Source organism: Pseudomonas sp. D2002 (genome assembly GCF_013385735.1).
Classification (GTDB): Bacteria; Pseudomonadota; Gammaproteobacteria; order Pseudomonadales; family Pseudomonadaceae; genus Aquipseudomonas.
In genome coordinates this window covers 399,727-424,927 of record NZ_JACAPL010000006.1, presented here as the reverse complement: position 1 = coordinate 424,927, position 25,201 = coordinate 399,727, and the positions used below count along the sequence as shown (strand labels likewise).

The 25,201-nt window shown below is 61.6% G+C and carries 20 protein-coding genes and 1 riboswitch; of the genes, 7 read left to right on the top strand and 13 right to left on the bottom strand.

Annotation, left to right across the window (positions count from 1 at the left end; all coding sequences use genetic code 11):
* Nucleotides 1–96: 96 nt before the first annotated feature.
* A riboswitch (TPP riboswitch) is annotated at nucleotides 97–202 on the bottom strand.
* A 197-nt stretch (nucleotides 203–399) separates the two neighbouring features.
* Complete coding sequence (locus HX783_RS14825; protein WP_177017353.1) at nucleotides 400–1,839, top strand: TolC family outer membrane protein; 1,440 nt, start codon at nucleotides 400–402, stop codon at nucleotides 1,837–1,839.
* A 124-nt stretch (nucleotides 1,840–1,963) separates the two neighbouring features.
* On the opposite strand, the gene waaA is transcribed toward HX783_RS14825, so the two are convergent.
* Nucleotides 1,964–3,241, bottom strand: coding sequence for a lipid IV(A) 3-deoxy-D-manno-octulosonic acid transferase (waaA, locus tag HX783_RS14820; protein WP_177017352.1), 1,278 nt, complete (start codon nucleotides 3,239–3,241; stop codon nucleotides 1,964–1,966).
* A 23-nt stretch (nucleotides 3,242–3,264) separates the two neighbouring features.
* Entirely contained in the window at nucleotides 3,265–4,155 is an 891-nt protein-coding gene (locus HX783_RS14815) for a LysR family transcriptional regulator (protein WP_159953855.1), read from the bottom strand.
* Between the two features lie 102 nt (nucleotides 4,156–4,257).
* On the opposite strand from HX783_RS14815, the gene HX783_RS14810 reads away from it, so the two are divergent.
* Genes HX783_RS14810 through HX783_RS14795 form a run of 4 tightly spaced genes read left to right on the top strand, consistent with a single transcriptional unit; the run spans nucleotide 4,258 to nucleotide 7,646 of the window.
* Nucleotides 4,258–4,593 (top strand): multidrug efflux SMR transporter, encoded by a 336-nt coding sequence (locus tag HX783_RS14810; protein ID WP_177017351.1) that lies wholly within the window; start codon nucleotides 4,258–4,260, stop codon nucleotides 4,591–4,593.
* 55 nt (nucleotides 4,594–4,648) lie between these two features.
* A complete protein-coding gene (locus HX783_RS14805; protein WP_177017350.1) occupies nucleotides 4,649–5,827 on the top strand; it encodes an FAD-binding oxidoreductase in 1,179 nt (392 codons plus the stop codon).
* Nucleotides 5,824–6,636, top strand: coding sequence for an aldo/keto reductase (locus tag HX783_RS14800; protein WP_177017349.1), 813 nt, complete (start codon nucleotides 5,824–5,826; stop codon nucleotides 6,634–6,636). Before HX783_RS14805 ends, HX783_RS14800 begins: the two co-directional genes overlap by 4 nt.
* Before the next feature lie 41 nt (nucleotides 6,637–6,677).
* Nucleotides 6,678–7,646 (top strand): metal ABC transporter ATPase, encoded by a 969-nt coding sequence (locus HX783_RS14795; RefSeq protein ID WP_159953852.1) that lies wholly within the window; start codon nucleotides 6,678–6,680, stop codon nucleotides 7,644–7,646.
* 135 nt (nucleotides 7,647–7,781) lie between these two features.
* Here the strand turns inward: HX783_RS14795 and HX783_RS14790 are convergent, their stop codons facing one another.
* The 3 genes from HX783_RS14790 to msbA form a co-directional block, all read right to left on the bottom strand.
* On the bottom strand, nucleotides 7,782–8,717 hold the full coding sequence (locus HX783_RS14790; RefSeq protein WP_177017348.1) for an NAD-dependent epimerase/dehydratase family protein: 936 nt from the start codon (nucleotides 8,715–8,717) through the stop codon (nucleotides 7,782–7,784).
* Complete coding sequence (gene hldE, locus HX783_RS14785) at nucleotides 8,710–10,134, bottom strand: bifunctional D-glycero-beta-D-manno-heptose-7-phosphate kinase/D-glycero-beta-D-manno-heptose 1-phosphate adenylyltransferase HldE (protein ID WP_159953850.1); 1,425 nt, start codon at nucleotides 10,132–10,134, stop codon at nucleotides 8,710–8,712. Before hldE ends, HX783_RS14790 begins: the two co-directional genes overlap by 8 nt.
* A gap of 213 nt (nucleotides 10,135–10,347) precedes the next feature.
* On the bottom strand, nucleotides 10,348–12,153 hold the full coding sequence (gene msbA, locus HX783_RS14780) for a lipid A export permease/ATP-binding protein MsbA (RefSeq protein ID WP_159953849.1): 1,806 nt from the start codon (nucleotides 12,151–12,153) through the stop codon (nucleotides 10,348–10,350).
* A gap of 158 nt (nucleotides 12,154–12,311) precedes the next feature.
* Between msbA and HX783_RS14775 the strand changes: the two genes are divergently transcribed.
* Nucleotides 12,312–14,168 carry an O-antigen ligase family protein gene (locus HX783_RS14775; protein WP_177017347.1) on the top strand — a complete coding sequence of 619 codons (1,857 nt, stop codon included), beginning with the start codon at nucleotides 12,312–12,314 and terminating at the stop codon, nucleotides 14,166–14,168.
* A gap of 43 nt (nucleotides 14,169–14,211) precedes the next feature.
* Here HX783_RS14775 and HX783_RS14770 read toward each other — a convergent pair whose 3' ends face one another.
* The 8 genes from HX783_RS14770 to HX783_RS14735 form a co-directional block, all read right to left on the bottom strand.
* Nucleotides 14,212–15,096, bottom strand: coding sequence for a glycosyltransferase (locus HX783_RS14770; RefSeq protein ID WP_177017346.1), 885 nt, complete (start codon nucleotides 15,094–15,096; stop codon nucleotides 14,212–14,214).
* Nucleotides 15,093–16,247, bottom strand: a complete 1,155-nt coding sequence (locus HX783_RS14765) for a glycosyltransferase family 4 protein (protein WP_159953846.1) — start codon at nucleotides 16,245–16,247, stop codon at nucleotides 15,093–15,095. Before HX783_RS14765 ends, HX783_RS14770 begins: the two co-directional genes overlap by 4 nt.
* The gene (locus HX783_RS14760) at nucleotides 16,244–17,128 is read right to left on the bottom strand and encodes a DUF6625 family protein (RefSeq protein WP_177017345.1); all 885 of its coding nucleotides are present in this window, start codon (nucleotides 17,126–17,128) and stop codon (nucleotides 16,244–16,246) included. Before HX783_RS14760 ends, HX783_RS14765 begins: the two co-directional genes overlap by 4 nt.
* A gap of 57 nt (nucleotides 17,129–17,185) precedes the next feature.
* Nucleotides 17,186–18,601, bottom strand: coding sequence for a PIG-L family deacetylase (locus tag HX783_RS14755; protein ID WP_177017344.1), 1,416 nt, complete (start codon nucleotides 18,599–18,601; stop codon nucleotides 17,186–17,188).
* Nucleotides 18,598–19,494 carry an antimicrobial resistance protein Mig-14 gene (locus tag HX783_RS14750; RefSeq protein WP_177017343.1) on the bottom strand — a complete coding sequence of 299 codons (897 nt, stop codon included), beginning with the start codon at nucleotides 19,492–19,494 and terminating at the stop codon, nucleotides 18,598–18,600. The genes HX783_RS14755 and HX783_RS14750 overlap by 4 nt, the downstream gene beginning before the upstream one ends.
* Entirely contained in the window at nucleotides 19,494–20,624 is a 1,131-nt protein-coding gene (locus HX783_RS14745) for a glycosyltransferase (RefSeq protein WP_177017342.1), read from the bottom strand. The genes HX783_RS14750 and HX783_RS14745 overlap by 1 nt, the downstream gene beginning before the upstream one ends.
* Entirely contained in the window at nucleotides 20,608–22,365 is a 1,758-nt protein-coding gene (locus HX783_RS14740) for a carbamoyltransferase (protein ID WP_017138507.1), read from the bottom strand. Before HX783_RS14740 ends, HX783_RS14745 begins: the two co-directional genes overlap by 17 nt.
* Before the next feature lie 165 nt (nucleotides 22,366–22,530).
* Nucleotides 22,531–22,827 carry a YceK/YidQ family lipoprotein gene (locus tag HX783_RS14735; protein ID WP_256347182.1) on the bottom strand — a complete coding sequence of 99 codons (297 nt, stop codon included), beginning with the start codon at nucleotides 22,825–22,827 and terminating at the stop codon, nucleotides 22,531–22,533.
* A gap of 237 nt (nucleotides 22,828–23,064) precedes the next feature.
* On the opposite strand from HX783_RS14735, the gene HX783_RS14730 reads away from it, so the two are divergent.
* Nucleotides 23,065–25,146, top strand: a complete 2,082-nt coding sequence (locus HX783_RS14730) for a TonB-dependent receptor (RefSeq protein ID WP_177017340.1) — start codon at nucleotides 23,065–23,067, stop codon at nucleotides 25,144–25,146.
* Nucleotides 25,147–25,201 lie beyond the last annotated feature (55 nt).

Here is a 25,201-nt window from a genome sequence, read left to right as displayed (position 1 = left end):
GACGGATGGACGCACTGAAACCAGTGCTGTGCTGACGCACGAGGGCTGTTCGATTGTCGAACAACATCCCGGACGAAGCACAAGAGGACTCGCCGGGTGACGAGAAATCTTGTTCCCTACGCAGGCGCTAACCTGATCAGGTTCAACGGGATCCGGTATTTACCGATCTCAGCCTTCCAACAAGGCACCCCGACAAGAACGCGGCCAGTCTAGACCATGGCGTGGGCAAATTGCCAATAGCGGTGCATTCAGCGTGATGAATGGCGTGATTGCGGGATTGTTGCGCCGGGTCAGCAACACTACACTCGGTTGCCGCCACAATGGCTTGACGCCAGAAATGGCCCGCCTTAGCCTTGGGCGCTAAATTATCGCCGTAATATTCACACTAGGGATCGCCTCATGCTGCGCAAACTCTCACTGGCTCTTGCCGTGTCTTGTGCGACCAATGGAATGGTCTGGGCAGCTGAAGCGCCCTTGTCCGCCAAAACCGATTTGGTCAGCGTCTACCAGGAAGCGGTGAACAACAACGCCGACCTGGCCGCCGCCCGCGCCCAATACGGCGCGCAAAAAGAAGTGGTGCCCCAGGCGCGTGCCGGCTTGCTGCCGAACCTGTCGGCCGGTGCCGACAGCAATAACGTGCGTACCCAGATCGACCAACCGGCGGCCACCGTCAACCGTGACGCCCACTCCTGGCGTGCGACCCTGAGCCAGCCGCTGTTCCGCGCCGATCGCTGGTTCCAGCTGCAAGCCGCCGAAGCCGTCAACGAGCAGGCCTCGCTGCAACTGTCGGCCACCGAGCAGAACCTGATCCTGCAAAGCGCCGAAAACTACTTCGCCGTGCTGCGCGCCCAGGACAACCTGGCCTCGACCAAGGCCGAAGAAAATGCCTTCAAACGCCAGCTCGACCAGTCCAACGAACGCTTTGATGTAGGCCTGTCGGACAAGACCGATGTGCTGCAATCCCAGGCCAGCTACGACACCGCCCGCGCCAACCGCATCGTCGCCCAGCGCCAGGTCGACGACGCCTTTGAAGCGCTGATCACGCTGACCAACCGCGACTACAACGCGATCCAGGGCATCGTGCACACCCTGCCGGTGCTGCCGCCGGCGCCGAATGACGCCAAGGCCTGGGTCGAAACCGCCGGCCGCCAGAACCTCAACCTGCTGGCCAGCAACTACGCCGTCACCGCCGCCGAAGAAACCCTGCGCCAGCGCAAGGCCGGCCACTTGCCGACCCTCGACGCTGTCGCGCAATACGAAAAAGGTGACAACGACGCGCTGGGCTTCAGCAACCCGAACCAACTGCCGATTCCTTACGGCGGTGATGTGTCGCAACGCACCATCGGCCTGCGCCTGAACATCCCGATCTACAGCGGCGGCCTCACCAGCTCGCAAGTGCGCGAATCCTATTCGCGCCTGGACCAGAGCGAGCAGCAACGCGAAGGCCTGCGCCGCCAGGTGGTGGAAAACACCCGCAACCTGCACCGCGCGGTCAACACCGATGTGGAGCAGGTACAGGCACGCCGCCAGTCGATCATCTCGAACCAGAGCGCGGTGGAAGCCACGGAAATCGGTTATCAGGTGGGCACGCGCAACATCGTCGACGTGCTCGATGCACAGCGCCAGCTTTACTCGTCGGTGCGCAACTACAACAACAGCCGCTACGACTACATCCTCGACAACCTGCGCTTGAAACAGGCGGCGGGCACGCTGAACCCAGGGGATTTGCAGGACTTGTCGCGTTACCTCAAGGCTGACTACAACCCGGACAAGGACTTCCTGCCGCCGGATTTGGCCAAAGCTGCGGCCGAGCAGCTTAAAGCTCGCCCGGGATACTGAACACACCACAAAACCAATGTGGGAGCGGGCTTGCTCGCGAATGCGGTGGGTCAGTCAACCTATCTGGCGACTGACACTCCGTATTCGCGAGCAAGCCTGCTCCCACATTTTTGTCCGTGTTGATTCAGGAAGGAATCAGCCTGTCCAAGCCATCCAGCAAACGCTTCAGCGCGCCCTGGTTGGCCTGCATCACCGCTAGCCCCGCCTGCGCCATCTTGCGCGCATCCTGCGGCAGCTCGAACAGTTGCCGCACGGCTTCGGCCAATCCCTCGGCGTCATCCACCTCACGCAGCGCCCCGGCGTCGCGCATCATCGCGCTGATTTCGAGGAAGTTGAACAGGTGCGGCCCCATGATCACCGGCTTAGCCAGCGCTGCCGGCTCCAGTGGGTTATGCCCGCCAGTCGGCACCAGGCTGCCGCCGACAAACGCGCTGTCGGCCAAGGCATAGAGAAACAGCAGCTCGCCCATGGTGTCGCCGAGCAACACCGAGGTTTGCGCCGTCACGGGCTCGCCATTGGAGCGACGCACCGTGGTGAATCCTTGTTGCTCGCATAACTCAAACATCGGGCCGAAGCGCTCCTGATGACGCGGCACCAGAATCAACAATGCATTGGGATAGCTTTCGAGCAGTTGGCGATGCGCAGCCAGTACCACGTCGTCTTCGCCTTCATGGGTGCTGGCCGCGATCCACACCGGGCGCTCGCTGGCGCCCCATTGCTCACGCAAGGCCGCTGCCCGCACGGGAAGCTCTGGGTCGATGGTCAGGTCGAACTTGATCGAGCCGGTGACTTCAACGGTTTCCGCACGCGCGCCCAGGCTGAGGAAACGCTGGGCTTCGGTATGCGTCTGCACCGCGAACAGGCTCATTTGCGCCAGCATCGGCGCCGTCAGCTTGGCAAAGCGTGCGTAACCTTTGGCCGAACGCGCCGACAGCCGCGCATTGGCCAGCGCCACCGGAATACCGCGCTGAGCGCAGGCGTGAATGTGGTTGGGCCACAGTTCGGTTTCCATGATCACCGCCAGCCTGGGCTGTACGCGATCAAGAAAACGCCTGGCCGCGCACGGCAAGTCGTAGGGCAGGTAGCAATGCTGAATGCGCGGCTCATTGGCGAACAGTGCCTGGATGCGTTCGGAGCCGGTCGGCGTCATGCAGGTGACGGTGATCGGCAACGTCGGATGCCGCGCCAGCAGCCCGCGAATCATTGGCGCGGCGGCGATGCTTTCGCCCACCGACACGGCGTGCACCCAGATCCCACCCGGTTGCATCACCGGCAGACCGTAGGAAAAACGTTCGCCAATGCGCTTGGCGTACGCCGGCGCCTTGCGCGCACGCAGCCACAGACGTAAAGCCACCAACGGCAGCGCCAGGTAAAACAGACAGCTGTAGAGAGTTCTATTCATGGCGGCGGAGTTTATCGGCTTTTTCAGTCGATCGCCTGCAAGCACTCGGCAAATCGCTCGGCCAGGAAGCGCGCGGCAGGGCCGAGGTGTTCGTCGCGACGCCAGACCAGCTCCACCACCAACGCGGGCGGCGTCCATTCGCTGTCCAGTTCCACCATTTGTTGTTGATAGGTCGGGTACTGCACGATGTGCCGCGGCAGCCAGGCCCAGCCCAGGCCGCTCATCAGCCATTCGGCCAACACGTAGAAACTGTCGGCACGCCACACCAGCGGGCTTGCGGCTTCGCTGCCGGGGTAGACGCTGGTCTGGGTCGACATCAACAGCTGGCGAAACTGCGCGAGGTGCTGGCAAGTCACGTACTTTTCCTTGGCCAGCGGATGGTTCACACCGCACACCGTGACCATTTCCACACTGCCGACCACGCGCCGCTCAAGGGCTTCGGGGATTTGGTCGTGATAGAACAACAGGCCCAGGTCGGCTTTGCGCTCGACCAACTTGCGCGCCACATCGCCCTGGGCGGCACTGGACAACTGCACCTCCAGCAGCGGGTATTGCCCGGCCAGCGCTTCGAGGCTGTCGAGCACTGGTTGGAACAGCATGGCTTCGTCCTGGGCCAGGCGCAGGCAGGCTTCTTCGCCGCGCGTCAGTGACAGCGCGCGGCCATTGAGCCGCTCACACTGGCGCAGCACCTCACGCGCCTCTTCCAGCAGCACGCTGCCGGCTTCCGTCAGGCGCGGCTGGCGGCCACTGCTACGGTCAAACAGGCTCAGCCCAAGGTCAGCCTCAAGCAACGCAATGCCATTGCTCACCGCCGATTGCGCCTTGCGCTGGTCGCGCGCCACCGCCGAAAACGAACGCTGCTCGGCGACACTCACAAACAGGCGCATCTGTTCCAGGTTCCACTGCACGCTCATGGCTCAACCCATCTTTAAATCGGATAGGTAATGACTTTACCCCATCTTTCCAGGCGTTAGAATGCCGACCTTATCAAGCACGCCTACACCGAGGATTACCCCATGAATATCGCCTATGTTTACCTGGCCATTGCCATTTGCTCGGAAGTGATCGCGACCGTGTCCATGAAAGCGGTCAAGGGCTTGAGCACGCCGATCCCGCTGCTGCTGATGATTGTGGGTTATGGCGTCGCGTTCTGGATGCTCACGCTGGTGGTGCGCACCGTGCCGGTGGGCGTGGCCTATGCGGCCTGGGCGGGGCTTGGGATTGTGATGGTCAGCGTCGCCGCGCTGTTTATCTACGGTCAGAAGCTGGATGTTCCGGCGATGCTGGGCATGGGCCTGATTGTGCTGGGCGTGGTGGTGATTCAGCTGTTCTCGAAAACCGCCGGGCACTGATCAGCGCTCAACAGCCTGTATACTGCGCCTCTTGTCTTGAACACTGAGGTCGCCCATGCCATCCGTTATTTCCACCGACGTTCTGATTGTCGGCGCCGGGGTTGCCGGCCTCTGGCTCAATGCGCGCCTGCGCAGCCAGGGGTTTTCCACGGTGGTGGTGGAAAGCGCCACCTTGGGTGGCGGGCAAAGTGTGAAGTCCCAGGGGATTATTCACGGCGGCGCGAAATACGCCCTGCACGGCGCCCTCACCGGCGCCTCCGAAGCGATTGCCGATATGCCGCGCCGCTGGCGCGAAGCCCTGGCCGGTAACGGCGAGCTGGACCTGTCCGGTGTGCGCTTGCTGTCTGAAGCCCATTACCTGTGGTCGCCCGGCACCATCGCCGGCAACCTCACCAGTTTTTTCGCCAGCAAGGCCGTGCGCGGCCGTGTCGATCAGGTCAAGGGCGATGAATTGCCGCCCGCCCTGCAAGACCGTCGCTTCAAGGGCAAGGTCTATCGCCTGGCAGAGCTGGTCATCGATGTGCCCAGCCTGATCGAACGCCTGGCGCAACTGGCCGGTGACGGCTTGCTCGCCGGGCAACACATCGAACCGCTGCTGGAAGGCGACACGCTGGTGGGCTTGAAGGTGGATGGCCGCGAGATCCGCGCCCAGCGCATCGTATTGAGTGCCGGTGGCGGCACAGCTGACCTGCTCAGCGCCCTGGGCCTGAGCCAGCCGGCCATGCAAAAGCGCCCGCTGCACATGATCATCGCCAAAGGCCCGGGCCTGAAGCCGTTGTACGCCCACTGCCTGGGCGGCGGCACCAAGCCGCGCCTCACCATCACCACGCACCCGGCCGCCGATGGCAATTGGGTGTGGTACATGGGCGGCGACATTGCCGAGGCGGACGGCGTGGCGCGCACGCCTGAAGAACAGATCGCCACCGCGCAAAAAGAGCTGGCGCAATTACTGCCGTGGATCGACATGAGCCAGACCCAGTGGGCCACCCTGCGCGTCGACCGTGCCGAGCCGCTGCAATCGGGCCTGAGCCGCCCCGACAACGCTTTCCTCGCCGAACAGGGCCGCCTGTTAGTCGGCTGGCCGACCAAACTGGCCCTGGCGCCGGACTTCGCCGACCGCGTGCTCAGCGCGCTGGAACGCGACGGCATCCACCCGAGCGCCAACGGCGAAGCCCTGCCCGACCTGCCAAAACCGGCCATTGGCCAACCTGCCTGGGAGCAACTGTTGCCATGAGCCTGCCCACTCTGCATGACCTGCATCGCCCGCTGGGCAGCACCGGCCTGATGGTCTCGCCGCTGGGCCTGGGCACCGTCAAGCTCGGTCGCGACCAAGGCGTGAAATACCCCAGCGGTTTCCAGATTCCCGGCGACGACGAAGCACGGATGTTGCTGCGCCAGGCCCGCCAGTTGGGCATCAACCTGATCGACACTGCCCCGGCCTATGGCCGCAGCGAAGAACGCCTGGGGCCGCTGCTGCGCGATCAGCGCAAGGATTGGGTGATCGTCAGCAAGGTCGGTGAAGAGTTTGCCGATGGCGTGTCCCGACACGACTTCAGCGCCGCCCATACGCGGATGTCGATCGAGCGCAGCTTGAAACGACTTGAAACGGATTTTATCGATCTGGTGCTGGTGCATTCCGACGGCAATGACCTGCATATCCTCAATGATTGCGAGGTGTACCAGACCCTGGCCGAGCTGAAAAAAGAGGGCAAGATTCGCGGCTACGGCTTCTCCGGCAAAACCGTCGAAGGCGGCGTGAAGGCTCTGGAACAAGGCGATTGCGCCATGGTCACCTACAATTTGAACGAACAAGCGGAAAAAGCCGTCATTGACTACGCAGCGGCTCACGGCAAAGGCATCCTGGTGAAAAAAGCCCTGGCCAGCGGCCACGTGTGCCTGGAGCCAGGAATGGATCCAATTCACGCCAGTTTCATGTTGTTGTTTGCGCAAACGGGCGTCGCCAGTGCTATTGTCGGGACCATTAATCCGCTGCACCTGGCCCATAACGTGGCGACCGCTGCCAAGGTCATTCGTCAACTCTGATGCCGCCCACGCGGCCGACCCCGTCGCAAGAAGGAGCCGACATGCCGCGAACGCTTATTAGAAAAAACCCCAGCAACTTTAAAACACTGCCGCTGCACGTCGAAGCCACACCCGAAGGCCTGAGCTACCAAAGCGTGGGCATGCCGCTCAACTTTGCCCAAACCCTGCAGCGGCGCAAGCCGGTGGAAGTGGCAGACCCCGAGCGTTTTGCCCTGGAACTGGCAAACCTCGGCGTGTCGGTGCGCCTGACACTGCATTGGCAAAACAAGGATTATTGGGTGCTGGTGCGCCAGCGTCGCCAGGACCGTGGCGACGTGGTGCTCAAGCTCATCTCCGGCTACGTGCCGGCTCACGAACTGAACCTGCCGCTGCACACCGCCATCCAGGAAATAGCCGAAGAGTGCCTGCTGGAAACGCCCGAAGGCTGGCTGGGCGGGCGCTTCAATGACACCTGGCTGCCGGCGCCCTACTCCGCCGCCCTGCATTACCGCGAAGCCCTGCCGTTTCGCTTGAGCCCGCTGTCGGGCGCCGCACGCCCGGTACGTTGCGCGACCACGCAACTGATCGAACGCCCACGGGCTTACGTGCACCTGCCGACCGCGTCGCTGCAATTGATTTATGACTTGCGTTTGGAAGTGCCGAAGGAAGCCAAGTCCCTGAGCCTGTTTCATGTGGATGAGCGGCTTGAAGGAGACCAGTTAGTGGCGCGCCTGGACCGCCAGCGGCCCGACCTGTACTTGATGCCGCTCAAAGACGGGCAACCGTTGGCCGAGCTGTACACGGTGAAAAAAGACCAGCTGTATCCGGCCAGCACCCGCGGCTTATACCTGGCCGAGAGTTTTGCCCAGCAGGAAGGCTGGCTGGTGCGCGATGAGCGGATTCGCTGGAAGGATTGGCTGCGGCAGCAAGGGCTGGCCGAACCGGAGAAAGAGTCGAAACTCAAGCGCCTGACCGGCAAGGCGCGGCAGATGTTGCGCAAGATTGTGCCGAAGAAAAAAGCCAGCCGCTGACACCCGTCGATTGATCGTTCCCACGCTCTGCGTGGGAACGCCGCCCCGGACGCTCCGCGTCCTGATGTCACAATGTGACGCGGAGCGTCACAGGATGCGTTCCCACGCAGAGCGTGGGAACGATCATCAAAAGGCTCAGCCGTTGAGCAACCGCTCCAGGCCGACCTTCAACGGGGTCGGTTCAGGCAACTTGAAGCTCGCCAACAACCGCTGGTTATTCGCCCGCGAATGCCGAATATCCCCTGAACGCGCCGGCCCGTAAGTGATCGCCGGCAACTGGCCGACCACTTCTTCCAACGCCTGCAACACCTGCTTGAGCGTGGTGGTGCGGTTCCAGCCGACGTTGATCGCCCCCAGTGGCGCTTCAGGCGCTTCGATGGCCTGCACCAGCACATCCACCAAGTCTTCCACGTACATGAAATCACGGGTTTGCTCGCCGTCACCGAACACGGCAATCGGCAAACCCTGCTGCACGCGCTCACTGAAGATGCTGATCACCCCCGAATACGGCGATGACGGATCCTGGCGCGGCCCGAAGATATTGAAGAAGCGGAAGATCACCGGCTCCAGGCCATGCTGGCGGCGGTAGAAATCGAAGTAGTGCTCACCGGCCAATTTGTCGGAAGCATAGGGTGTCAGCGGTGCCTTGGTGGTCGCTTCGTCAATCGAATCGCCCTCGCCGTTGTTGCCATACACCGCCGCACTGGAGGCATACACCACGCGCTTGACGCCCGCCTTGCGCATGGCCTCGCAGACATTCAGGGTGCCGACGAAATTACTCTGGTGAGTGCTCACCGGGTCGTCCACCGAGGCTTGTACCGACGCCACTGCTGCCAAGTGCACCACGGCGCTTGCGCCAACGGCGGCTTGCGCCACCCGTTCGGCATCGGCCACATCACCTTCAATCAACTGCACGCGCGGGTTATCCAGCGGCAAGTTGCTGCGCTTACCGGTCGACAGGTCATCCAGCACCCGCACGGCATAGCCGTTGGCGAGCAAGGCATCGACCAGGTGCGAACCGATAAAACCGGCGCCGCCGGTGATCAGGACCCACTTATCAGCGTTATTCATTGTTGCGAATCTTCTCGACAATCGCCGTGGTCGAGCTGTTTTCAACCAGCCCCAGCACTTTGACCGTGCCGCCGTAGGCGCTGACGATATCGGCACCGACGACCTGGTCGACGGAGTAGTCGCCGCCCTTGACCAATACGTCCGGCTTGACTTGAGCCAGCAGGTTTTCCGGGGTGCCTTCAGAGAAACTGATCACCCAGTCCACAGCGCCCAAACCCGCCAATACGGCCATGCGCCGGTCAACGCTGTTGATCGGGCGGCCCGGGCCTTTGAGGCGGCTGACCGAAGCATCGTCATTAACGGCAACGATCAGGCGGTCGCCTTGGGCGCGCGCCTGTTCCAGGTAAGTCACGTGCCCGGCATGCAGGATGTCGAAGCAACCATTGGTGAACACAATGCTTTCGTTGTGAGCACGCGCATCGTCAATCGCCAACAGCAACTGCTCGATGGTCAGCACACCGCGCTCGGAGCCTTCGGAGCGCTGGATCGCGCGGCGCAGCTCAGGCGCGCTGATGGCGGCAGTACCCAGCTTGCCAACCACGATGCCCGCCGCCAGATTGGCCAGGGCCACGGCGTGGGGCAACTCTTCGCCGGCTGCAATCGAGGCGGCCAGGGTAGAAATCACCGTGTCGCCGGCGCCGGTCACGTCGAACACTTCCCGCGCACGCGCCGGCAAGTGCATCGCCGGGTGGCCGGGGCGCAGCAGGGTCATGCCGTGCTCGCCACGGGTGACCAGCAACGCGCCCAGGTCGAGATCGGCCATCAGCGTGGCGCCCTTGGTCACCAGTTCGTGCTCATCGGCGCAACCGCCGACAATGGCTTCGAACTCGCTGAGGTTTGGCGTGATCAGGCTGGCGCCTCGATAAATCGAGAAGTCCTTGCCCTTGGGATCAGCCAGCACCGGAATGTTGCGGGCCTTGGCGGCCTTGATCAGTTCCTGGTGGTTCTTCAAGGCGCCTTTGCCATAGTCGGACAAGACCAGCACCTTGATGCCTTCGAGCAACGCGTCGACCTGGCCGCTGAGGGCCAAGGCGTCGGTGGCGAAGGGTTCTTCAAAATCGATACGCAGCAATTGCTGGTGACGGCTCATGACCCGCAGCTTGACGATGGTCGGCTGATGGGCAATGCGCTGGAACAGCGCGCGCACGCCGGCGCCGCGCAGGCTGTTGGCCAGGCTGTCGGCGGCTTCGTCGTCGCCGGTCACACCCACCAGGGAGGCCGGGGCGCCGAGGGCGGCAATGTTAAGGGCAACGTTGGCAGCGCCGCCTGGACGGTCTTCGATTTGCTCGACCTTGACGACCGGCACCGGTGCCTCAGGGGAAATCCGTGAGGTTCCGCCATGCCAGTAACGGTCGAGCATGACATCGCCGACCACCAAGACAGGGGCTTGATCGAATCGCGGCATGGACAACTTCATGGAGCAACCCACATACAAAATGAACAGGGGCGCGATATTAGCACAGGGTTACAGGCGGCTTGTGGAGGGTGTTACAGAAGATAGTGCGGCAGACACAACTCAATGTGGGAGCGGGCTTGCTCGCGAATGCGCAGTGTCAGTCAACATGAATATGACTGATCCACCGCCTTCGCGAGCAAGCCCGCTCCCACATTAGGCCTATGCGCCCATAACTCAGGTGATGTCGGCCGGGACCGGTGCATCCAGGCCCATGGCATGCAGGCGGGCGTAATAGCCGTTCTGCGCCAACAGCTCGCCGTGGGTGCCGCGCTCGACAATCCGACCGTCGTCCATCACCAGGATCAAGTCGGCCTTCTCGATGGTGGACAGGCGGTGCGCGATCACCAGGGTCGTACGCCCTTGCATGACCTTGTCCAGGGCCGCCTGAATGTGCCGCTCCGATTCGGTGTCGAGGGCCGAGGTGGCCTCGTCGAGAATCAGCAGCGGCGCGTTCTTCAGCAAGGCCCGGGCGATTGCCAGGCGCTGGCGTTGGCCGCCGGACAACAGCACGCCGTTTTCGCCAACCTGGGTATCGAAGCCTTTGGGCAACTGGTCGATGAAGTCCTTGGCGTAGGCATCTGCCGCCGCTGCTTCAACGTCCGCCCGTGGCGCGCCAGCCAGGTCGCCGTAGGCAATGTTGTTGGTCACAGTGTCGCTGAACAACGTCACGTGCTGGGTCACCTGGGCAATGTGCTTGCGCAGGTTGAGCAGCTTGTAGTCTTCGATCTCTACGCCGTCGAGCAGGATGTCGCCGCTTTCATGGTGGTAGAAACGCGGAATCAGGCTGGCCAGCGTCGACTTGCCGCTGCCGGAACGGCCCACCAGGGCGATCATCTGCCCAGGTTCAGCGGTAAAGCTGATGTCCTTGAGCACATGGCGTTCGGTGCCGGGGTAGGTGAAGTTGAGGTTGCGCACTTCGAGGCGGCCACTGACCTTGTCGCGCTCGACAGTGCCGCCGTCGACTTCCTGCTCTTCGTCCAGCTGTTCGAAAATGCTTTCAGCGCCGGCCACACCCTTCTGGATGGTCGAGCTGACTTCCGACAATTGGCGGATCGGCTTGGGCAGCAAGCCGGCCAAGGTGATGTAAGCCACCATGTCACCGGCCGACGCGTCACCGCGCAGGTAGAGCACCAGGAACATCAACACCGCCATGGCGGTGTAGATCACCAGTTGCAGCAACGGGGTGTAGATCGCCCCGGTGCGGGTCATGCGCAGTTGCTTGTCGGTGTTGCCCTGGCTGGCCTTGAGGAAGCGTTTCTCCTCGTAGACTTCGCCGCCGAAGCTGCGCACCACGCGGTAACCCTGGATGGTCTCGGAGGCCACGTGCGTCACGTCGCCCATGGCCACCTGGATCTTCTTGCTCTGCTTGCGGAATTTCTTGCTGGCCGTGCTGACCATCACCGCAATCAACGGCAGGATGGCGATCATCACCAGCGTCAGGCGCCAGTTCATGAACAGCAGCGAGGCGAACAGGAAGATCACCGTCATGCCTTCGCGGATCACCACCTTGATGGCATCGGTCGCAGCCCCCGTGACCATGGTCACGTTGAAGGTGATGCGCGAAATCAGGTGCCCGGAGTTGTGGTTGTCGAAGTAGCGGTTGGGCAGCGTCAGCAGGTTGTTGAACAGCTGCACCCGCAGGTCGTGGACCAGGCCCAGGGAGACCTTGGCCAACAAGTAGTTGCCCAGGAACGAACCCAGGCCCTGCCAGGCTGCGATCAGAATGATCAACAACGGCACGGCTTGCAGCAATTGCAGGTCACGCAGGAACGGTACGCTGGGGAACAGCACCGCTTCGGGGTTGGATAGGCCGTCGACGAAGTACTTGAGGATGTACCCCAGCATGGGCTGGGTCGACGCGAAAATCAGAAATCCGACGATACTCAGCGCGAACAAGCCGGCGTAGGGCTTAACGTACATGAGCAGGCGGAAGTATATTTTCAAGCTCGAAGGGCTTGCGCTCGGACTGGAGTCGGTCATATCACGCGGCGTTTTGAAAAAGGAGGCTGACTTTAGCACAGCTTCTCTGTTGTACTTGCACCCGGCATGACCCCCGGCCCGGTTGGATCCAGCCGGCGACATTATATAGCCACTACTTTAAGATGGTCGGCTTTCTCTTTCTGGAATGGCTTTATCGTATGCACTCCAAGCGCCTTACCTATGGCTCAAATCGCGTTTTCGACTTCCTGGTCCTCTGGATTTTGCCCATTGGCTTGTTGTTGCTGCTGAGTTCGCTGTTCTACGTCACCAATCGCAATGTCATGCACCGGTTCTACTCCGGCTTCTTCAGCGTGCCGACCTTGCTGTTGCTGTGTCTGCGGCCGCGAGAACTCAAGGAGTTGTTGCGTGAGCCGCTGGTGATTGCCTTCGTGGCGTTTTGCGCCTGGGCAATGACCAGCGTGTTGTGGAGCCCGGAACCTACCGGCGACTCCAACCTGTTCAAGGTGCCGCTGCAAACCTTCATGCTGTTTGCCGGCTGCGGGCTGCTGCTGCATTACCGCAACGAACTGTTCAAGCCGATCTTTTTCAGTGCTGCCGCGATCGCGCTGCTGGTGTGCCTGTGCAACCTGGTGGCGTTCGTCAAAGGCTTCGAGCCGGGCATGCGCATGATCGGCGGCTTGGGCGCCCTCGATAACCCGCTGCTCAGCTCGCACATGTTCGGCTTTTTCTGCGTGTACTGGCTGTACGTCTGCATGACGACCCGGCGCTTGCAGGTGCTGTGGTTCAGCGTGCCCGCCCTGGCGATCATGGCGGCTGCCATCCTGGCTACCGGGTCACGCACGCCGCTGGTGGCGCTGACACTGACTATCCTGTGGATGAGCTTTATCAGCCGCAATCGACGCTCTGCGCTGCTGATCGCCGCCATGGTCGCGGGGGCTGCCGGGCTGCTGTTGATCTATCCCGAGGCGATCACCGAGCGCGGCAGCTCGTTGCGCTTTGAATTGTGGGGCATGACGCTGCAGCGCATTGCCGATCACCCCTTCATCGGCCACAGCTACGACTCCGAGCTGTACCTGACCCTGGGCGATGGCTACGAACTGCGCGAACCCCACAACTTCGCCCTCGGCGTGCTGTATTACGTCGGTATCATCGGCTTTATCCCATGGATCTACATGCTCGGCTGGGGCTTGTACAAAGGGCTCAAGGAGCGGGCACAGCCGTTGTTCATCCTGGCATCCTCGCTGCTGGCCTACGGCATCGGCGCAGGCCTGACCGAAGGCGGTGGCATTCTGTCGCGGCCCAAGGAGCACTGGTTCCTGTTGTGGATTCCGCTGGCGCTGATCGCCGGCCTGAGCATCGCCCAACGCCGCCACAGCCTGCTGCGCAGGCCAGTGGAAATGCCCAAGCCACAGGCCTTTGAAGCACTGTGCAACGGCGCCCACGTCGTCGAAGAAGATGGCCTGGGACCGAAGGTGCTGCGCCTGGAGGATGGCAGCTTCCTCAAACTGTTCAGGGCGCGCCGCTGGTACACCTCGGGCCGGTTTAATCCCTATTCGGAGCGCTTCGCCAGCAACAGCGAACAGCTGCAGCAAACAGGTATTGCTTCACCGGCAATTCTCAACCTCTACAGCCTGCACGACGGCAGCAGCGCCGTACGTTATCAGCCGCTGCCGGGGCTGACGCTGCGTCAAGCCTTGCAAAGCCTGGACAGCAGCCTGCGCGAATCGCTGATCGAACGGTTTGGCCGGTTCATGGCGCAGCTGCACGAACGCGGGGTGTACTTCCGCTCACTGCATCTGGGCAATGTGCTGTTACTGGAAGATGGTGAATTCGGGCTGATCGATGTGGCCGACATGCGCATTTACCCGTCAGCACTGCGCAACACGCTGCGCCAGCGCAACTTGAAGCACATGCAGCGTTACCCGCAGGACCGCAATTGGCTGTTCGAAGCCCATTTTGAGCAATTGGCCAAAGGCTATGGGTCCGTTGCGTCGGCACACGCCACGGTCAAACTCCGTGAGCAGGTGCTGACACTGGCGCGCCCGGCCGCCTAGCAAGCACGCTTGTGCGCCCCAGGGCGGGGCGCACACAACGCTGTCAGTCTTTTTCCAGCGGGGAGAAGTACAACCGGCTCAAGCCGCGCCAGGTTTTCTTGTTCCAGGCCCGGAACGGGATCTGTGCCAGCAGCTCGCGCGCCAACTTACGATCACGGTTGGCGGTCTTGAGGAACATCGAGCTGAGGAACTTGTAACGCACCTCGTCATAAAGCGGGTGGTCGCTGAACAACGCGTAGGAGCGCAGGATATTGTCGATCATGAATCGATGATTCTTGTACGAGTTGGTGGCGTGCTTGCGATAGCGGGCCATGACCACGTTCAAGCCATCGATGAAGTACCCGGCGTGGGTAATCTTCAACTCGATCAGCAAATCTTCCAGACGAATTTCAGGATCAAACCCACCAACCTTTTCCAGCGCCTCGCGCCGGATCATCAGCGTCGGTGCAGGCGGGTAAGGCTTGCGCTCCAGGAACATGTCGTCGAAGTCCAGGCGCCGAAACGGCACGTCGCGACGCTGGCGCTTCTCGGGAAACAACTCGCCCTGGGCATCGATCAGCTCGATGTTACCGGCGCAGATACCGACCTCCGGCTTGCCATCCATGTAGGCCACCTGGGTCGCAATCCGCTCCGGCAACATGATGTCATCGGAGCCGAACGGCACGATCAGCGGGCCATGGGAGCGTGCAATCGCGCCATTGAGCGTGTTGGTCAGCCCCTGGTTCTGCTGCACGCGAAAATCGAAGCTGTGCTGCTCCTGCAAGCGACGAATGCGCTCGACGCTGTCGTCTTTGGACCCGTCGTCAATCACCAGCAGTTCAATATTGGGGTACGTCTGGTTCAGGACACTGAGGATGCTTTGCTCGATGTACGGAGCATGGTTGTAAGACGCAATGATCACCGTGACCAAGGGTTGACTCTGGTTCATACATTGTTCCCGCGCACTTGAGCCAATCCCGAATCAATCAATTCCAGGTATTCCTGGCGGAACACCTCAATGTCGTGTTGCGCCTGCAAATACTGGTAGGCCTGCTCGCCCTTCTGCGCCAGCGCCTCGTCGGACAGCGCCAGGTAGGTGTCCAGCGCCTGGGTCAGCGCGGGCACATTGGCCGGCTCTACCGCCAGGCCGCCTGCGCCTTCAATCAGCGGCAGCATGGCCGGGACGCTGGAGGCGATCACCGGCAGGCGACCACTCATGCCTTCCAGCAGCGCCAGGCCAAGGCCTTCGGCCAGCGAAGGCATGGCCCAGATGTCGAAGGCACGCACGTACTGCAGGGCATTTTCCTTGAACCCCAACAAGTGCACGCGCCCATCAAGGCCCAGGCTGTGGATTTGAGCGGCCAGGTTGGCCTCTTCACGGCCCGCGCCAATGATGGCGAGCTGCGCCGTGGGGTACTTGTCTTTAAGTGCAGCGAACGCCTGCAGTAAATACGTGTGGCCTTTGACCGGCACGAGGCGGCCCAAGGCGCCGATCAACCGCACCGAAGGGTCGATGCCCAGCAACTCGCGCGCACGTTCACGCGAATGCTGCAAGGCTTCGGCCTGCTCGATGTCGATGGCATTGGTAATGGCGAAGGTATTGCTGTCGGTAAACCCGCACTTGCAGTCCAGCAGGTATTGCTTGACCGCCGGCGACACACCGACAAAACGCCAGTGCGCGTCGATCCAGCGCTGCGCCTGCTTGCGGCGGTACAGGCGGTCATATTCACCGAAGCCGTGGGAGATGCCGATACACAGCGGAATCTTCAACCAACGGTTCAGTTGCAGCATCATGTTGACCGGCTTGAAGCGATTGCACACCACCACGTCAAACTTTTCCCGGCGGCAGAACTTGTACAGCTGCCACATGGCGCGCAGCCTCAAGCCCTTGAGCGACTTGTCGGAGAACTCGAAGTAGACCGAGGTGGCGGCGCGACTGACCGGGCCACCCGGCGCAGGCCGACCGCGCAGGAACGCGGCGGTGACTTCATAGCGGTCCGCAGGCAATGCCTTGACGATCTGTTCGGCCAGGTCGGCAAAATCATGGGATTTAACATTGTAGTCAGGCTGCAATTGCAGAACCTTGAAACGCCGACTCATAACTCTCCTCGATGGAATCCTGTGGCATCAACGACCCAGGATGTCTCGGCGGCCAGCGCCTCGACGTGCTCGGCACTTGGCTGTGGCACCAGCGGCCATTGATTACGCTTCCAGCAGACAAAATGGAAATACGGAAATTCCCGGTCGCCATCCCTGTCATTGGTCAAGCGACCGTTGTTCCAGAACCACTGGTGCGGAAAACGATCAGTGCCGTCGTGCCACTTGATCACACCACCCGGCGTACTGAACGCCTCGGTGAACTCACTGCGACGGCGCCACGGGTTGAGTTTGCCGACCAGATCGAACAACGGCTTCGGGAAGTTCTTGCGCCACAGGAAAATCCTGCTGAACGCCCCTTCATCCAGCGCATGATGCTCCTGATCGGTGAAACGTGCTTCCCAATCCTTGATCTGCATGAACACCTGGCGCTTTCTGGCGGTGTTACGCATCAGGCACAAATGGCCGGCGACCCGACGCTCATGGGTCGAAAACAAGTCATAACCCGCCAGGCGGTCAGCGGTGAAATACCGGCGCAGGTTGCCATAGATCAGGTCCAGGTCGCCAAACGCCCAAAAATCGTAGCCGTCGAGGCGATCAACATGGATATGCCCCAGCGCCGGCTTGATGTCACACAGTTTGTAAGCCGCCTGAGGCGCGAAATTGATCTTCAGCCGCTGTGAGACCAGCGCGCAGTAATCGGCAAAGGAGATGCTTTCAATCCTGACATTGTCGGGCACGTTGGCGGGTATCGGGCAGTCGCTGAACAACAGCCAGTCAATATCCGCATTGTGCCGGCAGCTTTCGAGAAAAAACGGCATCCAGAAAGGCCATTGGCCAAAGTAAGGAATGATGAAAAGGATGCGGGGGCATGGATTGATCACTGGGGGCTCACTGTCTTTTTTACGGTAGCGCTCAGCGCTCCACCACGTTGTTTAACGTTACTTGTGCTTGATGAACCAAAAAAGTTCATGCCGCCGAATGGCCTTGCGGAAAAACTCGTTCTCACCCCAAGGCGAGACAGCCCTCCCCGCCAACAGCCGCTGGATAACCCGCCGTACACGCCGCTTGAACGGCATACGGGGCTGCAAGTCATGCATCATGCCCAGCGACATGGCCTTGTCACACTGCCGCTCTGCGGACAACGGCAAGCAATAAGGCTGCAAAGTGTACGTCGAATCAAAGCATGGTGGCAAAGCGACACCAGCGCCCGAATCACCCATCGGCCAGCGGTCATTGTCGTGCAGGTGATTGGCGTAACCGAGCAACGTCGTCGGCTGCCATTCCAGCCCCTGCAAGGCTTCCAATACGGCTTGCTGCGCGCAGATATGATCCGGGTGTGGGTCGAGCACCGGATGCGGCAGCACGATGACCTCGGGGCGAGCCATCAGCAGCACGGCGCGCAGGTCGGCCAGCAGGTTGTTCCAGGTGGGCTGGCCATCGGCATCCGCCGGCAACGGGAACGGGTTGAATTGGCGGAATACACGGATGTCGCTCAACTCGGCTTCTCGCGAAGCCACGGCCCGTTCAGGCTCGGCCTTCATTGCCGCCAATTGCAGGCAGAAATACCCCAGCTGTACGCAATGTTCCTGCGCCACACCCGCCCAACGCGGCACCGCGATACTGTCCCAGGCGCGCAAACGGCCCTTGAGGCGTGCAGCCTCGGGTTTGCCCAGGCCCATGTGCTGATAGTGTTCGGCTTCGATTTCGCCGGCAGTCAGCGTTACGATCCAGGGTTGCGTGGCCTGGCTGTACAGGCCAAAGGCGGCCAGTTCGGCGTCATCGGCGTGCGGCGCAATGACCATCACCCGTTGCTTGCGCACATCGGGCTGACGGAACACCGACAACACCGGCGTACCCTGCACACGGCAGAAACGAGGCTGCAGCAGCAGTTGCCCATCGAGCAGGGCTTGCGTCTGGCCGGTGAGGTTCAGGTAGCGCAGGCCACTGACGCCGCGTTCGAAGACCTGGCGATCAGCACCCGGCAACGCAATATACGGATCTATAAAGCGGCCCAACAGACTGCTCTTGAGGCGCAGCGCGAGGATCAGGGTCTCATTGCCCGCCAGCGCCAGCGCCTGGTCCAATACCAACCGGCCGTTGGCCAGGGTGACCTTGGGCTGCTCGGTATCCGCCGCGAATTGATACTGGTAGTCGTCCTTGGGCGAGTAAAACAGGTGGTCGGCAAACCACGCTTCATGGGCCACCCAGGCCAGCACTGCCAGCACCAGCGGCAGCCACCAGGCCACCAGCACACCCACGCCAATTAACAGCAGCAAGCCAATCAGCAAGCTGATGCGTTTGTTGCGGCGATGGCGCTTGAGCAGCGCCTGTTTACGGCTTGTCGACTCACTCATACATTGAATACCGGTACAGGGTTGCACCAACGGTCCTTGTACTCGCGGTCCGCTCGGCCAAACGAAAACCGCAGTGGCTTGCCGGCTTCACGCGCCTGCTCCCAGGCACTTTGCGTGTTGAGAAAACTCAGCACGCTGCCCGGGCTGAACGCGCGGGTTTCAGGGTCAACGCCGCCATTGATGTACTCGACGCTGATCCACTGCGGGGCTTCAACGCGGTAGACCAACTGGATAGCAATCGGCGCATCGTTGAGGAAAATCACCGAGCCGATCAACCATTCACGCAGCAATTCGATAACCTGCGCCATGCGCTCGGCGCCCGTGGCAGGGAAACCCCAGCGGCGCTGGAACAAATCGCAATAGATCGCCGCCAGCTCGGCACTGGAAAACGCCTGCACCGGCCGCACCACACCGCCCGCCTCTTCCAGCAGGCGCAGCTCGCGGCGCTGGTTATAGCGAAACTTTTTCGACAATTCTTCCGGAGTGCGCGCCATGGCCAACTGCTCGGCCTGTAGCTTGAGGCCGGCAAAACGGCCTTCGTTCAGCGCCGACAGGTAGCGCGCGCGATGCCGCAAAGGCGCCTGGGCATCTGCGGCGGCAGGCAGGATCAACTCGGCGTTGCCCAAGTCGAACAAGCCCTTTTTGCCATGCCGCTTGAGCACGTCCTTGGACAAGGCCAGGTCGCGCCCCCACGTCGCAATGCACGCCTTGAGTTCGCCGCCCTGCTCCCACGCCAGGTAGCGCACCGGAATATCGGCCAGCCCGGCCAGACGCTCAACCACCAGCGGGTGGGTGGCAACGCTGCCGCCATAACGCTGCCAGGCATCGCTGTAGGTGGACGCATCAACGACGGACCAGCCACGCTCGCGCCAGCCTTGGAATCGATTGAGCATCAAGCCCCCGCGGTCAGTTCAGTAACGTGCGGCAGTGCCCAGAAAGCAGTACGCACCGCCTGATCCGAGAAGCGCTCATGCAAGCGTTCCAGCATCATCTCGGCGCACTGCTGCTGTTGTTGACGGTCCATCGCCGCCAGGTGCCGAAGCCCCTGGCCCAGGTGTTCGGCGTCAGCGAAGGGAAACAGGATCCCCACGCCTTCGACCACTTCCCGCGCGCCGCCACACGCCGTTGCCAGCAACGGCACGCCGGCGGCCATGGCCTCCAGCAACACCATGCCGAACGGTTCGTGATCGGAGCTCAGGGCAAAGGCGTCGAACGCACGGAAATACCGGCGCGCATCCGGCACCTGGCCGAGAAACAGCACCTGCTCGGCAATGCCCAGCTCACGTGCCAAGGCCTTGAGGTTTTTCTCCAGTCGCCCGGTCCCGAGGATCGCCAGGCGGCTTTGCGCCGGCAAATGCGGCAACGCCAAGGCAAAGCCTTTGAGCAAGGTGGCCTGGTCTTTGTCCGGGTGCAGGCGGCCGACGTTGCCGACCACCCACTCATCCGGCGACAGCCCCAGGGCATCGCGCGCCGCGTCGGCCGGAACCTGCAGCGCCTGCATGGCTTCGACATCAATGCGGTTGTACAAGGTCTGGATACGCGCCGCAGGCCAAGCCGGCAGGCAGCGGCGCATGTCATCACGCACCGCATCGGAAACACCGAGCAGGCTCAGGCGCTTGCGGAATATCGACGCAAACAGCTTGCGGCTGCGGCGCTGGTAATCACCAAAGGCGTGATGCACGCCGATCACCGGCAGGCGCGTGCCGAGCAAGGCGATATAGATCGGCTTGAACCGGTGGGCAATGCAAAAGCTGAAGTTGCGCGACGCGGCGATCTTGCGCAGCTCGCCAATGGCGCCCAGCTTCAGGCCACGGATGGCCTTGGAGCTGAACTCCATGAACAGCACTTCGTCCGAGGCACAACCGGCGGCAACCTCGGGGTCAGCGACCCCGGTGAGGAACACCGTGGTCACTTTATAGCCGGAGCCTGCGAACAGGCTGGCGTATTGCCGCGCGCAGTCCAGAAACGGCCCGTCATAGCCGTGGCAGAACTGCAGGACGTGGCGCTCAGCCGACCGAGTCATAAGGGTCCACGCCGTCTTTGACGACCAGGATGTCTTCCATGATCAGGTATTGCAGGTCGGAGCCGAAGAACATGTTCAGCGCGTCGGTCGGCGAGCAGATCATCGCTTCGCCACGGCGGTTGAGCGAGGTGTTCAGCGACACGCCGTTGCCGGTCAGTACTTCCAGCTCTTTCATCATGTCGTAGTAGCGCGGGTTGTATTCGCGCTTGAGCACCTGGGCACGGGAAGTGCCGTCTTCATGCACCACTTCCGGTACACGGGTCTTCCACTCTTCCGACACTTCAAAGGTGAAGGTCATGAACGGCGCCGGGTGATCGACCTTGATCATCTGCGGGGCCACGGTGTCGAGCATCGACGGGCAGAAAGGCCTCCAGCGCTCGCGGAACTTGATCTGGTGGTTAATGCGGTCCGCCACGCCGGTCGCACTTGGGCAACCGATGATCGAACGACCGCCCAACGCACGCGGGCCAAACTCCATGCGGCCCTGGAACCAGGCCACCGGGTTGCCGTCGACCATGATCTTGGCGATGCGCTTAGGCATGTTTTCGATCTTGCGCCACACCGGCTTGCTTTCGTGCTTGGCGCACGCGGCGATCACGTCTTCGTTGCTGTAGGACGGGCCGAGGTAGACGTGTTCCATCTTCTCAACCGGTACACCACGGGCGTGGGACACATAGGCTGCCGCGCCAACCGCGGTGCCGGCATCGCCGGACGCCGGCTGCACGAACAGTTCTTTGACGTCGTCGCGGGCAATGATCTTCTGGTTCAGCTTGACATTCAGCGCACAGCCACCGGCGAAAGCCAGCTTGCCGGTGTCTTTGAGGATGTCGCCCAGGTAGTGGTCGATCATCTGCAACGCCAGCTTCTCGAACAGCGCTTGCATGCTGGCCGCGTAGTGAATGTAAGGCTCATCGGCGATGTCGCCTTCGCGCTTGGGACCCAGCCACTCGATCAGTTTTGGCGAGAAGTAGAACCCCTTGCCCTTCTCTTTGTAGCGGCGCAGGCCGATGACGTTGGCGTAGTCGGTGTTGATCACCAACTCGCCGTTTTCAAACGAGGCCAAACGCGAGAAATCGTATTTGCTGGCGTCGCCATACGGCGCCATGCCCATGACCTTGAACTCGCCGTCGAGCATCTCGAAACCGAGGAACTCGGTGATCGCGCCGTACAGGCCGCCCAGGGAGTCCGGGTCGTAGAATTCCTTGATCTTGTGGATCTTGCCGTTTTCGCCGTAGCCGAAGAACGTGGTGGCGTACTCGCCCTTACCGTCGATCCCGAGGATCGCGGTTTTCTCCTGGAAGCCGGAGCAGTGGTAGGCGCTGGAAGCGTGGGCCAGGTGGTGTTCAACCGGCTCGATCTTGATTTTCTTCGGATCGAAGCCCAGTTGCTCCAGGCACCAGACGATCTTGTTGCGATAGCGCTTATAGCGACGGTTGCCCATCAGGATCGCGTCGAGGGCGCGGTCCGGGGCGTACCAGTAACGCTTGGCGTAGTGCCAGCGCGCCTCGCCGAACAGGCTGATGGGGGCGAACGGAATCGCCACCACGTCAACGTCGGAAGGCTTGATGCCGGCTTGTTCCAGGCAGAACTTCGCCGATTCGTAGGGCATGCGGTTCTTTGCATGTTTGTCGCGTACGAAGCGCTCTTCTTCGGCGGCCGCGATCAGCTTGCCGTCGATATACAAGGCTGCGGAAGGATCATGGCTAAGGGCGCCGGACAGGCCAAGAATCGTCAATGCCACAGGGGTCTAGCCTCTTTTAGTCTGCATGCAGGCGGGTTGCGCCTGAAAAAAGTGTGCCTCTCGCCTGGACGAGAAACAGCTAAAGGGCGGGATTATAGCGTAAACCTGATGGGAATATCCCTGTGGTAATTAGCCCCGTGTCGAGGGCAATGGCCGCGCCCGGCCTTAGCGGATGATGATGCTGCCGTCGGCGCTTTGCCGGTAAATCGTATACGGCAGCAGGGCCGTATCCAGAATCCCCGAAATCAAAGAGTCTACGAATACAAACGGGACAAAGTTCAGGTGGCCGTCAAACGCTCCGTCAGGATTCGGCTCTCCATTGAGCCGGCAGAAGTTGTAGCTGACACCGCTGTACACACGGGGAATCGACTGGCAGTAGGTTTTCTGGCTTTTGAGTTCGCGGGCAGCGACACCGTCCTCACGCATGACGGTATTGATCGTCCCACACCCGGCAAGCGCCATGCACACTGCAACCCATAAGACGTTCGACGCACTCCTCACGAACCACTCCTTTATGACCTTTCGGCCCTTTCTCATTAGCGGGGCTGACCACGCTACCATCGAAGGTGCCGGAGCCCCAGCGAGGATGATGCCGTTACAACGTAGGACGATTCTCAAATGCTAAAAATCGCCTGAACCACTAAACTCGCGCGCTTTTGCGCGTTTATGTCCTACGCGCCCCGTATTTCGGCTGCCCCCATGAAAACCCTGACCCGCTTCACCCTGTTGCTGCCCAGCCTGCTCGCCCTGTGCGACACCGCCCAGGCCGATGACGCGCCGCTGATCCTCGACCCCAGCGTGGTCACCGGCTCACGCAGCGCCAGCCCGACCTTCGACCTGCCGTATTCGGTGGACAGCATCAGCCATGCGCAGATCAGCGACGGCCAGCTCGGCATCAATGCCTCTGAAGCACTCGCGCGCGTGCCCGGCCTGGTGGTGCAGAACCGCCAGAACTACGCGCAGGACCTACAGATTTCCTCGCGCGGCTTCGGTGCCCGTTCGGCATTTGGTGTGCGCGGCATCAAGCTGATTGCCGACGGTATCCCCGCCAGCACCCCGGACGGCCAGGGCCAGGCCGCCACCTTCAACCTCGACACCGCCGAACGCATCGAAGTACTGCGTGGCCCGGCCGCCACTTTATATGGCAGCAACGCCGGCGGCGTGATCCAGATGTTTTCCCGCGACGGCGAAGGCTCGCCGCGCATCGGCGCCGAAACCCTGGTGGGCAGCGACGGCCTGAGCAAGCACCACCTGACCGCCGAAGGCGCAGCCAACGGCGCGGGCTTTGTGCTCGACGCCTCGCGCATGGACACCGACGGCTACCGCGACCACAGCAGCGCCCGGCGCGACCAGACCTTTGCCAAGCTCAACATCGAGCCGGATGACGACAGCAAGCTCGCGCTGATCTACAGCAGCCTGGAGCAGAACGGCACGCAGGACCCGCTGGGGCAGACCTGGGCAGCGTATAAGGCGGACCCGCGCTCGGTGGCGCCCGCCGCATTGCAATACAACACGCGAAAGAGCATCGATCATCAGCAATTGGGCCTGAATTACGAGCGTTACATCGGCGATGCGACGCTGCAGGTGAACGCCTATACGGGGCGGCGGAGTGTTATTCAGTACTTGTCGATTCCCGGCGGCACGCCGGCAGACAAGCGCGGCGGCGTGGTGGACTTCGACCGCACGTTCTACGGCGGCTCCGTCCACTGGCTGCAACCCATCACCAGCGCCCCCGGCGACCTGACCCTGATCACCGGCGTCGACTACGACCGCAGCCAGGATGATCGCCAAGGCTATTCCAACACCCTCAACGGTGTGCACGGCGTCAAAGGCGCCTTGGGCCGCGACGAACTCGACACCGCCACCAGCCTCGACCCGTTCGTGCAAGCCAACTGGCTGCTGGGCGACTGGACCCTGCAAGCCGGCCTGCGCCACAGCACCATGAAGATGGACGTGGATGACCACTTCCTCAGTGACGGCAACGACAGCGGCAACAAGACCTACCAGAAGAACACGCCTTCGGTCAGCGTCATGTATGCCTTCACGCCGGACCTGCATGGCTATGTGAGCGCGGGCAAAGGCTTCGAAACCCCGACACAGGCCGAATCGGCCTATTCCAGCACCTCAAACGGCTTCAACTTTGCGCTCAAGCCATCGGTCAGCAAGCAATATGAAGTCGGGTTGAAAGCGCGGATTGGCCAAGATACGCGCCTGAACGCTGCCCTTTTCCAGATCACCACCGAAGACGAGTTGGTGGTGCAGCAATCCAGCGGCGGTCGCACCACCTACCAAAACGCCGGTCGCACGCTGCGCCGTGGTTTCGAACTGGGCCTGGAAAGCCAGTTGACCGAACAATGGAGCACCAACATCGCCTACACCCGCCTGCAAGCCACGTATGACAGCGACTTCATCGGCGGCGGCAAACCCATCGACAAAGGCAACTACCTGCCCGGCGTGCCGCAAACCACACTGTTCGCCGAGCTGAACTGGAAGCCTCGCGACTGGGTCAGCACCGCCATCGAGGGCATGTACCGCAGCAAGGTGTATGTCGAAGACACCAACCAGCAACGCGCCGCACCGGGCTACAGCGTATTTAACTGGCGTGCGCGCTTCGAACAGAAGGTCGAGCACTGGACCTTCCACCAGACCCTGCGCCTGGACAATCTGCTGGACCGCCAATACGTGGGCTCAGTGATCGTCGGCGACAGCAACAACCGCTACTACGAAGCCGCGCCGGGCCGCTCGTGGTATGCCGGGGCAGGCGCGGAGTATCAGTTCTGACGCGCACTGTTCAAGAAGCCAGTGAGTCAGCCGAAAGGTTTGATCGCCACGGAAC

What these genes read in the sequence shown, in the direction of transcription:
- msbA (WP_159953849.1), bottom strand. Translation starts at nt 12,153, where the DNA reads ATGACCGACTCCAGTCCGAGCGCAAGCCCTTCGAGCTTGAAAATATAC.
- HX783_RS14765 (WP_159953846.1), bottom strand. Translation starts at nt 16,247, where the DNA reads ATGAGTCGGCGTTTCAAGGTTCTGCAATTGCAGCCTGACTACAATGTT.
- HX783_RS14745 (WP_177017342.1), bottom strand. Translation starts at nt 20,624, where the DNA reads ATGACTCGGTCGGCTGAGCGCCACGTCCTGCAGTTCTGCCACGGCTAT.
- HX783_RS14775 (WP_177017347.1), top strand. Translation starts at nt 12,312, where the DNA reads ATGCACTCCAAGCGCCTTACCTATGGCTCAAATCGCGTTTTCGACTTC.
- HX783_RS14770 (WP_177017346.1), bottom strand. Translation starts at nt 15,096, where the DNA reads ATGAACCAGAGTCAACCCTTGGTCACGGTGATCATTGCGTCTTACAAC.
- HX783_RS14790 (WP_177017348.1), bottom strand. Translation starts at nt 8,717, where the DNA reads ATGAATAACGCTGATAAGTGGGTCCTGATCACCGGCGGCGCCGGTTTT.
- HX783_RS14800 (WP_177017349.1), top strand. Translation starts at nt 5,824, where the DNA reads ATGAGCCTGCCCACTCTGCATGACCTGCATCGCCCGCTGGGCAGCACC.
- HX783_RS14795 (WP_159953852.1), top strand. Translation starts at nt 6,678, where the DNA reads ATGCCGCGAACGCTTATTAGAAAAAACCCCAGCAACTTTAAAACACTG.
- HX783_RS14735 (WP_256347182.1), bottom strand. Translation starts at nt 22,827, where the DNA reads ATGGCGCTTGCCGGGTGTGGGACGATCAATACCGTCATGCGTGAGGAC.
- HX783_RS14755 (WP_177017344.1), bottom strand. Translation starts at nt 18,601, where the DNA reads ATGAGTGAGTCGACAAGCCGTAAACAGGCGCTGCTCAAGCGCCATCGC.
- HX783_RS14825 (WP_177017353.1), top strand. Translation starts at nt 400, where the DNA reads ATGCTGCGCAAACTCTCACTGGCTCTTGCCGTGTCTTGTGCGACCAAT.
- HX783_RS14730 (WP_177017340.1), top strand. Translation starts at nt 23,065, where the DNA reads ATGAAAACCCTGACCCGCTTCACCCTGTTGCTGCCCAGCCTGCTCGCC.
- hldE (WP_159953850.1), bottom strand. Translation starts at nt 10,134, where the DNA reads ATGAAGTTGTCCATGCCGCGATTCGATCAAGCCCCTGTCTTGGTGGTC.
- waaA (WP_177017352.1), bottom strand. Translation starts at nt 3,241, where the DNA reads ATGAATAGAACTCTCTACAGCTGTCTGTTTTACCTGGCGCTGCCGTTG.
- HX783_RS14805 (WP_177017350.1), top strand. Translation starts at nt 4,649, where the DNA reads ATGCCATCCGTTATTTCCACCGACGTTCTGATTGTCGGCGCCGGGGTT.
- HX783_RS14810 (WP_177017351.1), top strand. Translation starts at nt 4,258, where the DNA reads ATGAATATCGCCTATGTTTACCTGGCCATTGCCATTTGCTCGGAAGTG.
- HX783_RS14815 (WP_159953855.1), bottom strand. Translation starts at nt 4,155, where the DNA reads ATGAGCGTGCAGTGGAACCTGGAACAGATGCGCCTGTTTGTGAGTGTC.
- HX783_RS14750 (WP_177017343.1), bottom strand. Translation starts at nt 19,494, where the DNA reads ATGCTCAATCGATTCCAAGGCTGGCGCGAGCGTGGCTGGTCCGTCGTT.